Below are 11,944 nucleotides of genomic sequence, written 5' to 3'. Positions count from 1 at the left end.
GACTGAAGGCCGGTCAGCGGTCACACGACGGTTGACCGGTTTTGCTCCGTTCCGTACATCAAACCCCGCATCAGCGGGGCTTGCTGGCTTGAATATTCAGGCCAGCGCTTATAACTGCAAGTAGGTGTACGCCTGCATGGATTCCGCCAGTTCACGCTGGAACATCGCTTTGTCGCTGTCATCCAGTGCGCTCTGTTCTACCTGACTGAGCAGGCGGTGGCGAATATCATCTTCATTAAAATTGACGTAACCCAACACCTTGGCAATATGATCGCCCCACACCGGATTGTGCAGCTGTGGCTGGCCTTCGGCATCCAGCACAACATCCACCGAGTCGGTATCCCCGAACAGGTTGTGCAAATCGCCGAGAATCTCCTGATAAGCCCCCACCATAAAAAACGCCAGCATATCGCCGCGATTGATCGATGGCAGCGGCAAGCTGGTGCCCAGACCGTCATTTTCAACATAATTATCAATACGGCCATCCGAATCACAGGTGATGTCTTGCAACACGCCGCGATACGCCATCGGCTGATCCAGCCCCGTCACCGGCAGGATAGGGAAAATCTGGTTGATACCCCAGATATCCGGCAAAGACTGGAACAGCGAAAAATTCACAAATACCTTGTCGGCCAGTTTCTCTTGCAGTTCGTCCAGCAGAGGCCGATGAGCACGATTGCCGGGGTTCAGCTTTTCCACCAGCAACTGGCAGGTACGGGCGTACAGGGTTTCAACACTGGCTCGCTGTGCCAGTGACAACAGCCCAAGACTGAACGAGGCATGGGCTTCCGCCACCCAGTGCTGGATATCGTGAAACAACTCCACCAGACCGCTACTGCGAGATGCCAGCAAGGTGTCATACGCCCGATACAGACCTTTGAGGCACACAGGGTCGCTGTCTTGCATTGGCTCCAGCTCGCCATCAAGGGGCCGCTCATGGTCAATGATTTCGGTTAATAACACTGCGTGGTGAGCGGTCATGGCACGACCGGATTCCGTCAGAATATGAGGTTCCGGGGCACCAATTTCGGCGCAGATCTCCTTCATGGCTTCCACGACTTTGCGGGCATATTCCTGCATGCTGTAGTTCATTGAGCAATAACTGCGCGAGCGTGTGCCCTCGTAATCCACGCCCAGGCCGCCCCCGACATCCAGCCACTGCACCGGAACCCCCAGCGTCACCAGCTCGGCAAAGATACGGCTGCACTCGCGCAAACCGGTATGAATATCGTGGATATTGGCCAGCTGCGAGCCCAGGTGGAAATGCAATAACTGCAGCGTCTCCAGCTGCCCTTGCTGACGCAGCAGCTCCACCACTTGCAGAATCTGCAGGGCCGACAGGCCAAACTTGGATTTTTCACCGCCGGTATTCTGCCAGTTGCCCTTGCCGATGGTGGCCAGCCGTGCCCGCACCCCCAGCCGTGGCTGGACGCCAACCCGCTCCGCTTCGCGCAGGATCATGGGTAATTCCGACAGTTTTTCGATCACCAGAAACACATGATGGCCCATTTTCTCTGCCATCAGCGCCAGCCGCACAAAATGCGCATCCTTGTAGCCGTTACACACAATCGTCGCCTTGATATCACGGGTTTGCGCCAGTACCGCAATCAGCTCCGGCTTGCTGCCGGCTTCCAGCCCGATCCGTTCGATGCCCGCCAGGCGCTGACCGGCAACAATTTGCGCCACCACCGGTTGCTGCTGGTTGACCTTGATGGGGTAAACCGGCGTAAACCCGCCCTGATAATCACATGCCTGGCGTGCCTGCTCAAAAGCCTGTACCAGACTGCCCACCCGGTGATGCAGAATACCGGGGAAGCGCAGCAAGACCGGCAAACGCAGGCCTTCCTGACGCACCAGTGCCGATAACCCTTCGAGGTCGATACCTGCAGACGGGGATGCATCCGGGTGAATACTCAGGTTGCCCAGATCATTGATACGGGCATAACCCTCACTCCAGTAAGGCAGGTTATAGACATCACTGGCGGAGGCAGGTTGGGCGGTGGTCATGGGCTATCCTGAATGCTGATTCACTTGGCGCGAATCCGTGGTTAAGGTATCTTGCTGCGCCAAAGAATGGTCGCGGTAACGGCAGCTGTTATCGGCTCGCAAAATCCGCAACGACCGGCGTTAGATCAATTCACGGATCAACGCACAGATCGCTGTCGGGGCCAGCGCGGACGGCATATCCGTCGTGCTGCCAGCCGCCGATTTTAAAGAACATCGATTCATTTGAGTATCCAATATGACACACTCACTGGCAGACGGCTGGTTTACCGAAGTATTTGATCAACAAGGCTCTGCCTTTTCCTTGAAAGTGAAGGGCAAAATCGACAGCGTTCAAAGCGAATTCCAGCGCATTGATATCTACGACACGGAAACCTTCGGCAAGCTGATGGTGATTGATGGCTGCACCATGGTCTCTACCCGTGAGAACTTTGTGTACCACGAAATGATGTCGCATATAGCGCTGTTCGCTCACCCGGCCCCAAAAAACGTTGCCATTATTGGTGGTGGCGACTGTGGCACCCTGCGCGAAGTGCTGAAACACCCCGGCGTTGAGCAGGTCTGGCAAATCGATATCGATGAGCTTGTGACCCGCATGTCGGAGCAACACTTCCCGGAACTGTGTGAATCCAACGCCGACCCACGGGCCAATATTTTATTTGCCGATGGCATTCAGTGGATCAAGGATCGCGCACCGGAATCCCTGGATGTGATTATTATCGACAGCACCGACCCTGTTGGCCCGGCAGAAGGACTGTTTGCCATCGATTTTTACAAGGACTGCTTCACGGCGCTGGCGCCACTGGGCATTGTGGTACAACAGTCGGAATCACCGCTGTACCACAGTGACTCCATCATCAAGAAAATCCATGTTGATATGGCCGCCGCCGGTGCTACCAGCAGCCACACCGTGCAGTTTCCGCAAGTGATTTACCCATCCGGTTGGTGGAGCTGTACTCTGGCCAGCAAGGGGGGGGATACCACCAGCTTCCGTATCGAAGACGCCGCAGCCAAACCGTTCCGCACGGAGTACTATAATGCCGAAATCCATGCGGCCGGTATGGCCATGCCTGAGTTTATGCGTCGGGCGCTGAATATCGCCGACTGATGCCTGACCCAGCCCGGACGAGCAACACAGCAACACCGGGCCGGGACAAATCACAGGCACAAAAAAAGCCGCGATAACGCGGCTTTTTTTGTGCCTGTGGCAAAGTAACCGAAGATTACTCGTGACCAGACATAAACTTGATAGCCGCCAGCAGCTCATCTTCCGAGCAATCCAGGCAGTTACCTTTTGGTGGCATGGCATTGAGGCCGTTGACCGCATTGCTCAACGTGGCTTCAAAGCCTTTATCCAAACGAGTGTTCCAGGCAGCTGTATCGCCTTTCTTTGGAGCACCCAGAATACCGCTACCATGGCAGGCAATACAGGCAGCACCATAGATGTCTTCGCCAGAGCGAGGACCGGATGCAACCACAACAGCACCACCACACTCTGCACCCACACAAACGTCACCCACCGGGGCGATACGTTCGCGAATGTTTTCTTCATTAGTAGCTGTCGCAGCGAATGCTTGCGAAACCAATAAGGTGGCAGCAACCAGAATCAGCGCTTTCAGATGTTTCACAACGGTCCCCTTTTTAAGCTAATACGGCTTATCAGAATTAGAATCGCGCGAATTATAGCGAGTTTTACGAGCTCATTGGAATCAAACAGCATGACTGAACGCAAGGGACGATGGTATTAGGCTGCTTCAGTGTTGACGAAATCCGCATTTTCACTGCCATAATGGCCCTTTTCATGGCGATAATTGCCTCTTGAAAGGTGGTATCCAATACATAAAAAAAACAGCAGACTACTTTAAATAACGATCCAGAATCGTCTGATAACGGCCACTCTGACGCAATTGCTGCAACCCGACGTTAAATTTATCCCGCAAGGCCGGATTGCGAAAGCCAACCCGATAGTGGACAGGATCCAACACATCAAACACATCCACCTTGAGTCCGGTATTCACCCGGGTTGTCTGATTTCGATAAAAATCAAAAATATGTTGATCAATAACAATCATCTCAGTACGTCCAGAGAACAACATTTCTATCTGGCGATTTTGCCGTATGGTTTCACTGTATTGAGGGTTACGAAGACTCATGCGCCCGTATTCCGGCCCCAAGAGCTGCTGGGCGGTCTGAAACCCCAGCACACGATAATCGGCCATATTGGCAACGTGATCCAGCTTGATCCCGGCGGATGCCAGCGCCACAGCCACGTTGTGATAAGTAATGTATTCATCTGAAAAAAAGATGCTTTTATCCGCTGGTTCATCGGTCTTGGGCAAGGTCATCGCCGCCGCCACATTTCCCTGATGCAACAGACTGCGCACCCGGATATAAGGTACATACACTGGCTCGATGTCATACCCTTGCAACGCCAGCGCTTCGCGAACAATCTCCAGCTCTGCCCCTGAGTCTTCTTCAGTAATAATATAGGGCGACATGGAAATGCCCACCGCAACCCGGATGGATTCCGCCATCACAGGACAGGTCAGGATCAACAGCAACCATGCTGTCAGAGAGAATCGCACAAGGCTATTTGTCATTAGAAAGTCAACCATGCCATAAAATAAACCAAAGTCCTGATCAAACACCGTATCCACGTATTATCATTCCGGGCACGGTAAAAGCTGCACTGTCTGATCGATCAACCGATCCCCTGACGACCCGACCATGCCAGACCCGGGTACTGACTGTCTACTGACGCCAGACAGCGGTTGCATTGCCACAATCCAACGTTACAGTAGAGTCCAATTGCCCAGGAGGCTTGTTATGCCATACACCCCCCGCATTGTCTTGAGCGTGTCTGCGATTGTTCTGGCCAGCGTTTTATCAGCCTGTACCGTCAAACTGGCCGCTCCCGAAAAACCCATTACCATCAACCTTAACGTCAAGATTGAACACGAAGTCCGGGTCAAGGTAGAAAAAGATCTCGACAATCTGTTTGAAGAAAACGACGCCCTGTTCTGAGTTATGGAGATATTCATGAAACGACTGCTGCTGGCACTCTGCACCCTGATGCTGTCCTTTTCGGTTATGGCCATCGACCTTGACACCGCTCGGGAGTCGGGTTTGGTGGGCGAACGACTGGACGGCTACCTTGGCCTGGTCGATACCAGCCATACTGAAGCCGCCGCCCTGATGGTTGAGATCAATCTCAAGCGCAAGATCCACTACCAGGAAATTGCCAACAAACAAAACGCACCACTGGCCAGTATTGAAAAAATTGCCGGAGAAAAACTGACGACCAAAGCCAACAAACAGGGACTGTATTACCAGACTGCCAACGGCGACTGGGTGCGGAATTAATCTTCGTCAATAATCATGCGTCACACGATCCTCGACCCCGTCATGTCAGCATATCGAGGACGAGCTAACCGAGAAAGGAACTGTTATGGATATATCTACCATTGTCACGCTGGTTGTTATTGCCTTGCTGCTGATTTATCTGGTGTCGATTTACAACACTCTGGTGAGCTACCGCAACCGTTACGAAAACAGCTTTGCCCAGATCGAAGTGCAACTGAAACGGCGCTACGACCTGATTCCCAATCTGGTAGAAACCGCCAAGGCTTATATGAGCCACGAGCGCGAAACCCTTGAAGCCGTTATCAACGCGCGCAACAGCGCGGCCGCAGGACTGAAAGCCGCTGCCAGCCACCCTGGGGCCGCCGATGCCATGCAACAACTGATGAACGGCGAAGGTGCCCTGACCGGTGCCCTCGGTCGCCTCAACGTGGTGATGGAAGCCTATCCGGATCTCAAAGCCAATCAGAACATGATGCAAGTCTCGGAAGAACTGACCAGCACCGAAAACCGCGTCTCGTTTGCCCGTCAGGCCTTCAACGATGCCGTCACTACCTACAACAGCTATCGCCAGTCCTTTCCACCGGTAATGTTTGCCGGCCTGTTTGGTCACCGGGAAGATGCACGCCTGCTCGAATTTGCCGACAGTGCCGCCATCCAGGCAGCACCCAAAGTGTCTTTCTGATTAGCCCCGACCGTACAGGCAGAGTGGATACAATATGGACTTCTTTAACCATCAGGATCAGGCCCGCAAACAAACCCGGCGACTGATTCTGCTGTTTGTTTTGGCCGTGGTGGCGCTGGTGGCTGCCATCAACCTGCTGGTAGCACTGATTATCTGGTATGGCCAGGGTCAGACCATCAACAGTGTTGAGCTGGCCGCCCGGGCGGGTCAGCCTGGCCTCTCCTTTTTTGATTCCCTCTCGACAGAACGAATCCTGATCATCTCGGCACTGGTGATGATGGTCATCGGACTGGCCAGCCTGTATCGCTGGCTCAACCTGCGTGGTGGCGGTCATGTAGTGGCCGAATCTCTCGGCGGCCATCGCCTGCCCCCCAACAGCAGCGATTTTTACGAACGCCGCTTGCTTAATGTCGTGGAAGAAATGGCCATTGCCGCCGGTATGCCGGTACCACCTGTCTATGTACTGGACGACGACAGCATCAACGCCTTTGCCGCCGGTTATCAGGCCTCCGATGCAGTGGTCGGCGTGACCCGAGGCTGCATGACCAAGCTCAGCCGCGACCAGCTGCAAGGGGTTATTGCCCACGAATTCAGCCATATTGCCAATGGTGACATGCGGCTGAATATCCGGTTGATGGCGCTGTTATTCGGCATTCTGTTTATTGCCCTGAGCGGCCGCTTTATTATCGAAGCCACCAGCCAGCGCCGCCTGCTGAGTTCCAGCGACAAACGCAATAACAGCGCGCCATTCTGGGCCATTGGCCTGGCATTGCTGGTACTGGGTTATATCGGCGTTTTTTTTGGCAACCTGATCAAGGCAGCAGTTTCACGACAACGTGAATTTCTCGCCGACGCCTCCGCAGTGCAGTACACCCGAAACCCGGAAAGTATTGGTGAAGCACTGAAAGTGATTGGTCATGGCAGTGGCAGCGACATCAGCAGCCCGGAGCGCGAAGAAACCGCCCACCTGTTTTTTGGCAGCGCCATGCACTTCCGCCTGCCACTGTTTGCAACACACCCGCCGCTGGAACAACGTATCCGCCGCATCGAACCCACCTGGGACGGCCGTTATCTGGCACCACAGGCCAGAGCCGATGCCGAACAGGCCAACCCAGAGCTGGTTGATCACTCATCCAGTGCCAGCCGACTGGCTGGTGTCATGGGGGTTGCCGCGGCGGCTGCAGCAACCAGCTGGCGTCCAGACGCTGCCAGCCATGCTATCAATACGATCAAGAGCCCGGCCGATCATTATTCGGGCAGCCCGGCCATGTCTCTGTCCGACCAGGCCCGTGACCCGCATCAGGCTCAGGCACTCATTTATGCACTGCTGCTGGCTCCTCCCGAGCGTTTTGTGCACGACCAACAGCTGAATCTTATTCTGCAACAGGCCGGTCGCGAGACATACCAACAGGCCCTGCGGCTGATTCCTGCAATCCAGGCTCTGGCGCCAGAACAACGGTTACCACTGGTTGAACTGGCCATTCCGGCTCTCAAACAGCTATCCGAAAACCAGTACCGTACCTTTCACACCCTGCTGATAGGCCTGATGAAAGCGGATGGCCAGATTGATCTGTTTGAATGGTGTCTGTTCCGCTTGCTGAGTCAGTATCTTGCTGGCCACTTTAACAAGGTCACCCCGGTCAAGGCCCGCTACAGCAAGCCCGAAGCAGTCGCTGACGACATCGCCGTATTACTGTCGTTCCTGGCCGCCAAAGGCCACGATGACTCGGAAAGCGCCGCCCAGGCCTTTCATATGAGTTTGGCTGACGGGGCTTTTGGTTCACTTGGTATTCAGTTTCAGCCTCCGGGCAACAGCCTGAAACCGTTGAACCAGTCGCTCACCCGGCTGACCGAGCTATACCCCCATATCAAAGGCCGATTGATCAAATCCATGGTAGCCTGCGGCCGTGCTGACGGTATATTGCGCCCGGCTGAACGCGACCTGATCCATACCATCGCCGCGATTCTGGAAACCCCTGTACCGGCCGGAGTGCTGGCCCAATGCTGATGGGGCAACAACTGTTATGATGACATCCGGCACCATTTGCTATTTGCTTTTTCACTGGCAATTGCCGCCCAAAGCCAGCAACAGTCTGATCAATGGCCTGACCAGGGTCATGAACAACCGTTGTAACCTTTATTGTGGCTTGGGTAGCTTTTGTTTACTATGCGCCCGACCTGAACCTCAGAGGCCACAGCCATGAATACTGTCGTCTACCCCGGTACGTTCGACCCCATTACCAATGGCCATACGGATCTGGTTGAACGCGCAGCGAAGATGTTTGACCACATCATCGTTGCAGTTGCAGACAATCAGAAAAAACGGCCTATGCTGGAACTGGACGAACGCGTCGACCTGGCCCGTGAAGTGCTGGCCCATCTGCCCAATGTTGAAGTTGTCGGCTTCAGTAACCTGCTGGCAGATTTTGTCCAGGAACGCGATGCCAACATCATCTTGCGAGGCCTGCGTGCCGTCTCGGATTTCGAATACGAATTCCAGCTCGCCAATATGAATCGCGTGCTGGCTCCACGTGTCGAGAGCATGTTTCTGACACCGGCGGAGAAATATTCGTTTATTTCATCCACTCTGGTGCGCGAAATTGCCTCCTTGCAGGGCAATATCAGCAACTTCGTACACCCGGCAGTCGCAGACGCCTTGGTAAAACATGTTAATGAGTCACGGCCACACGCCTGACGGAGGAATAAATGTCGTTAATTATTACTGATGAATGTATCAACTGTGACGTGTGTGAGCCTGAGTGCCCCAACGAAGCAATTTCTGCCGGTGAAGAGATTTACGAGATCGATCCAGGCAAATGTACAGAATGTGTTGGCCACTACGACGAGCCCCAGTGTCAGCTGGTCTGCCCTGTCGATTGTATTCCGCTGGACGAAAACAACACCGAAACCCAGGAAGAGCTCGAAGCCAAGTACGAACGCCTGACGGGCAAACAAGCTTCCTGAACTGACCCTCTGAGCTGAACACCCTGTTCTGCTGACGATAGCGTGTTTGCCTTGCAGCACGCTATCGGGTTGCGCACACTGGCATCTTCTATACGGCCTTCCGCCGCCATTCAGGATGACCGATGACCGCAACTTTATTATCCCGACTGTTACACCAGCCACTCGTTTACCGTCCGGGCTTGTTATTACTCATATTGATCGGGGTGGTTGCCTGTACCCAAACCGAAGAGCCGTCCACGGCGACACCTCCAATAACCACGTCTCAAACAACTACATCTCCAGCAACCACTCTCCAAGCCACTGCGCCTGCCACGCCTGAAACAACCCTGATCGTCAGGCCCCAGCCCCCCGGTTCCCATGCCATTGCCAGCGCCCACCCATTGGCAACCCAGGCCGGTATGGATATCCTCAACGCCGGTGGTAACGCCATTGATGCCGCCATCGCCGTTGCTGCCAGTCTTGGCGTGGTTGAGCCTTACAGCGCTGGCATCGGCGGTGGTGGTTTCTGGCTGCTGTACCTGGCCGACCGCCAGCAATACCGTTTTGTTGACGCTCGCGAGCAGGCCCCGCTGGCAGCTCACCGTGATTATTATCTCGATGAGCAGGGAAACGTTATCCGCGACAAGGCCATTAACGGCCCCACTGCTGCGGCGATTCCCGGGCAGGCCGCGGCCTTTCACTGGCTTGCCGAACAGTATGGCCACTTGCCGCTCAGCACCTCGTTACACGCCGCGATCCAACAGGCCCGTGATGGCTTTACGGTTTACCCGCAATACCGCAAATTACTGAACTACCGCTTAAAAACCCTGCAACGTTACCCCGACAGTGCCCGCCTGTTTCTCAGTAACGGCAAGATGCCAGCCGTTGGCCACCTCATCCAGCAACCCGAACTGGCCATCACCCTGGAACGCCTGGCCAGCCAGGGCCACGACGGCTTTTACCGCGGCCCGACCGCCGCGGCGCTGGTTAAAGGCGTCCAGGCTGCCGGTGGCGACTGGACGTTACAGGACCTGGAAAACTATCAGGTGATAGAACGTCAGCCCATCACGGCAACCTTGGGGGAATACACCCTGATCAGCGCTCCACCGCCATCCTCTGGTGGTATTGCCCTGACCCAGATGTTAACCATGCTGGCGCAATTTCCCTGGCGCAGCATGGATCAGGTACAACAAACCCACTTGCTGGCCGAAGTGATGCGCCGGGCCTACCACGACCGCGCCAAATACCTTGGTGATCCCGACGTTGTTGACGTACCAACCCAACACTTGATGTCGACCAGCCACAACCGGCAGTGGGCCGACAGCATCCGTCTCGACCGGGCCACGCCATCCATCTCGCTAGCTGGCCCCAAAAACATCGAAGAAGGTTTCCACACCACTCACCTGTCAGTACTGGATGCCCACGGCAATATGGTGTCTGCCACGCTCAGCATCAATTTACCCTTTGGCTCTGCATTTACCGTTCCCGGCACCGGGGTGTTGCTGAATAACGAAATGGATGATTTCTCGGCCAAACCCGGCGCTCCCAATGCCTATGGTCTGGTCGGTGCAGAAGCCAATGCCATTGCTCCCGGCAAGCGACCGCTGTCGAGTATGAGCCCCAGCCTGCTGGTCTCCGCCGACCAGACAGCCATTATTGGCACTCCGGGCGGCAGCCGTATTATCACCATGGTCTTGCTCGGCATATTACAAGCCATGCAAGACAAACCGGTCGAAGACTGGGTGGCCCAGCCACGTATTCACCACCAATATCTGCCCGACAGAATCCAATATGAACCCGGCAGTCTGACACCGGATCAGCGGCAACAGCTGCAAGCCCTGGGTCATCAACTCAAGGATGCTGGACGTCAATATGGCAATATGCAGGCAATTCGGTGGGATCATGTATCCGGTGCGGTGACTGCCGCCGCAGACCCGAGAGGAGAAGGTTCGGCACAGGTGCAGCCAGCCCGTAACAACCAGTAGAGGACAGCAGCAGCCTGACCAGTGACCAGCCAGATACACTTACTGACCGTTGTGAGTGTCGTTGGGGGTTGGAGCTGGTGCTGATTCTGCCTGGGCGCGCTTGGCTTTTTGTGCCGCCTCCCACTCTGCCACGTCCTCACGATAAATATCCCACACACAGCGATCACAGCCACTTTCACAGCACTCGTAATCCCCTGGTGGTAATGGCTTGTCGTCTGGAATCTGCTCTGCCATCACGGCCTCCGGTGTAAATAACGCCAGTATATCAGCCCATTAGCGTAATCGCAGTGCAGCTCCTGAGCCGTTGGCTACCCTTCCAGCCGATACTCTCCGGCATCCAGCATGCCTTCAAAAATACTCATCAGCCGGTGGGGCGTAATCAGACAGCCAGCCTCTGTTCCTCGCGGCATGATATCGAGCATCACATCATTGGCCGCCAGTTCGGGCAGGACGGTATCCAGCAAATACTCCAGAGCGACAGAATCCGGGCGGCAGTCTTCCCAGATATCCAGAGCCGATTCCAGCGCATAACGCCGGTAAGGCCACAAAGGCAGTACCCGCTGGCCATCCAGATCACGTACAAACCAGGCTTTGCCTGCTCGCAAGCTCCAGCTTTCCTCAGTTTCGAAAGCACGTAACAGATAATAATCCAGCCGCTCACCATCGGTCAGAGTCGGAACAGCCGCGTATTCGGCATCGTAAGGTTCATAGCGCATGGGTGGTCCTGCATCAGTCACGGAGTTGGCTGTTACGTTGCAAATCACCAGCCACTCATGGTCAAAATATTATCTTTTAAAATCAGTAGGTTATAAAAAAGTCGAGAGAAGAAAAAACACCAGGGCCGCATCTGTAAAGACAATGTCGTAAAAGCGACAAACCGCGTCACCTACTGGGGGGGGGGGGGGGGGGGGGGGGGGGGGGGGGGGGGGGGGGGGGGGGGGGGGGGGGGGGGGGGGGGGGGGGGGGG

At 55.1% G+C, this 11,944-nt stretch carries 13 protein-coding genes; 8 read left to right on the top strand and 5 right to left on the bottom strand.

Annotation, left to right across the window (positions count from 1 at the left end; all coding sequences use genetic code 11):
* Window positions 1–108 precede the first annotated feature (108 nt).
* Window positions 109–2,007 (bottom strand): biosynthetic arginine decarboxylase, encoded by a 1,899-nt coding sequence (gene speA / locus Q8W22_RS15275; protein WP_303432882.1) that lies wholly within the window; start codon window positions 2,005–2,007, stop codon window positions 109–111.
* A gap of 235 nt (window positions 2,008–2,242) precedes the next feature.
* Here speA and speE point away from each other — a divergent pair, with 235 nt between their 5' ends.
* Window positions 2,243–3,112: a polyamine aminopropyltransferase gene (speE, locus tag Q8W22_RS15270; RefSeq protein ID WP_303432880.1), complete on the top strand. Its 870-nt coding sequence runs from the start codon at window positions 2,243–2,245 to the stop codon at window positions 3,110–3,112.
* Window positions 3,113–3,227: 115 nt separating this feature from the next.
* On the opposite strand, the gene Q8W22_RS15265 is transcribed toward speE, so the two are convergent.
* Together Q8W22_RS15265 and Q8W22_RS15260 are read right to left on the bottom strand one after the other, a co-directional pair.
* Window positions 3,228–3,632 (bottom strand): cytochrome c5 family protein, encoded by a 405-nt coding sequence (locus tag Q8W22_RS15265; RefSeq protein ID WP_303432878.1) that lies wholly within the window; start codon window positions 3,630–3,632, stop codon window positions 3,228–3,230.
* Window positions 3,633–3,860: 228 nt separating this feature from the next.
* Window positions 3,861–4,604, bottom strand: coding sequence for an ABC transporter substrate-binding protein (locus tag Q8W22_RS15260; protein ID WP_305452919.1), 744 nt, complete (start codon window positions 4,602–4,604; stop codon window positions 3,861–3,863).
* Window positions 4,605–4,830: 226 nt separating this feature from the next.
* Between Q8W22_RS15260 and Q8W22_RS15255 the strand changes: the two genes are divergently transcribed.
* The 7 genes from Q8W22_RS15255 to ggt all read left to right on the top strand — a co-directional run bounded on the left by Q8W22_RS15255 (window position 4,831) and on the right by ggt (window position 10,977).
* Window positions 4,831–5,028, top strand: coding sequence for a YnbE family lipoprotein (locus tag Q8W22_RS15255; RefSeq protein ID WP_303432874.1), 198 nt, complete (start codon window positions 4,831–4,833; stop codon window positions 5,026–5,028).
* A gap of 15 nt (window positions 5,029–5,043) precedes the next feature.
* Entirely contained in the window at window positions 5,044–5,367 is a 324-nt protein-coding gene (locus tag Q8W22_RS15250; protein ID WP_303432871.1) for a YdbL family protein, read from the top strand.
* Between the two features lie 85 nt (window positions 5,368–5,452).
* Window positions 5,453–6,049 carry a LemA family protein gene (locus Q8W22_RS15245; RefSeq protein WP_303432870.1) on the top strand — a complete coding sequence of 199 codons (597 nt, stop codon included), beginning with the start codon at window positions 5,453–5,455 and terminating at the stop codon, window positions 6,047–6,049.
* A 34-nt stretch (window positions 6,050–6,083) separates the two neighbouring features.
* Window positions 6,084–8,057: a M48 family metallopeptidase gene (locus Q8W22_RS15240; RefSeq protein ID WP_305452918.1), complete on the top strand. Its 1,974-nt coding sequence runs from the start codon at window positions 6,084–6,086 to the stop codon at window positions 8,055–8,057.
* Between the two features lie 192 nt (window positions 8,058–8,249).
* Window positions 8,250–8,744: a pantetheine-phosphate adenylyltransferase gene (gene coaD, locus Q8W22_RS15235; protein ID WP_303432868.1), complete on the top strand. Its 495-nt coding sequence runs from the start codon at window positions 8,250–8,252 to the stop codon at window positions 8,742–8,744.
* 11 nt (window positions 8,745–8,755) lie between these two features.
* Window positions 8,756–9,013: a YfhL family 4Fe-4S dicluster ferredoxin gene (locus Q8W22_RS15230; protein ID WP_303432867.1), complete on the top strand. Its 258-nt coding sequence runs from the start codon at window positions 8,756–8,758 to the stop codon at window positions 9,011–9,013.
* Window positions 9,014–9,135: 122 nt separating this feature from the next.
* Entirely contained in the window at window positions 9,136–10,977 is a 1,842-nt protein-coding gene (gene ggt / locus Q8W22_RS15225) for a gamma-glutamyltransferase (protein WP_305452915.1), read from the top strand.
* A gap of 39 nt (window positions 10,978–11,016) precedes the next feature.
* Here the strand turns inward: ggt and Q8W22_RS15220 are convergent, their stop codons facing one another.
* A complete protein-coding gene (locus tag Q8W22_RS15220) occupies window positions 11,017–11,211 on the bottom strand; it encodes an oxidoreductase-like domain-containing protein (RefSeq protein ID WP_303432865.1) in 195 nt (64 codons plus the stop codon).
* Between the two features lie 74 nt (window positions 11,212–11,285).
* Entirely contained in the window at window positions 11,286–11,693 is a 408-nt protein-coding gene (locus Q8W22_RS15215; protein ID WP_303432864.1) for a DUF2750 domain-containing protein, read from the bottom strand.
* Window positions 11,694–11,944 lie beyond the last annotated feature (251 nt).

The organism is Oceanobacter sp. 1_MG-2023, assembly GCF_030689025.1.
Taxonomy (GTDB): domain Bacteria; phylum Pseudomonadota; class Gammaproteobacteria; order Pseudomonadales; family Oceanobacteraceae; genus Oceanobacter.
This window is presented reverse-complemented; position numbering and strand designations above follow the sequence as displayed.

Bases quoted from the DNA above. Each gene is read 5' to 3' on its own strand.
- speA (WP_303432882.1), bottom strand. From the start codon at position 2,007: ATGACCACCGCCCAACCTGCCTCCGCCAGTGATGTCTATAACCTGCCT.
- speE (WP_303432880.1), top strand. From the start codon at position 2,243: ATGACACACTCACTGGCAGACGGCTGGTTTACCGAAGTATTTGATCAA.
- Q8W22_RS15260 (WP_305452919.1), bottom strand. From the start codon at position 4,604: ATGACAAATAGCCTTGTGCGATTCTCTCTGACAGCATGGTTGCTGTTG.
- Q8W22_RS15255 (WP_303432874.1), top strand. From the start codon at position 4,831: ATGCCATACACCCCCCGCATTGTCTTGAGCGTGTCTGCGATTGTTCTG.
- Q8W22_RS15250 (WP_303432871.1), top strand. From the start codon at position 5,044: ATGAAACGACTGCTGCTGGCACTCTGCACCCTGATGCTGTCCTTTTCG.
- Q8W22_RS15245 (WP_303432870.1), top strand. From the start codon at position 5,453: ATGGATATATCTACCATTGTCACGCTGGTTGTTATTGCCTTGCTGCTG.
- Q8W22_RS15240 (WP_305452918.1), top strand. From the start codon at position 6,084: ATGGACTTCTTTAACCATCAGGATCAGGCCCGCAAACAAACCCGGCGA.
- coaD (WP_303432868.1), top strand. From the start codon at position 8,250: ATGAATACTGTCGTCTACCCCGGTACGTTCGACCCCATTACCAATGGC.
- Q8W22_RS15230 (WP_303432867.1), top strand. From the start codon at position 8,756: ATGTCGTTAATTATTACTGATGAATGTATCAACTGTGACGTGTGTGAG.
- ggt (WP_305452915.1), top strand. From the start codon at position 9,136: ATGACCGCAACTTTATTATCCCGACTGTTACACCAGCCACTCGTTTAC.
- Q8W22_RS15220 (WP_303432865.1), bottom strand. From the start codon at position 11,211: ATGGCAGAGCAGATTCCAGACGACAAGCCATTACCACCAGGGGATTAC.
- Q8W22_RS15215 (WP_303432864.1), bottom strand. From the start codon at position 11,693: ATGCGCTATGAACCTTACGATGCCGAATACGCGGCTGTTCCGACTCTG.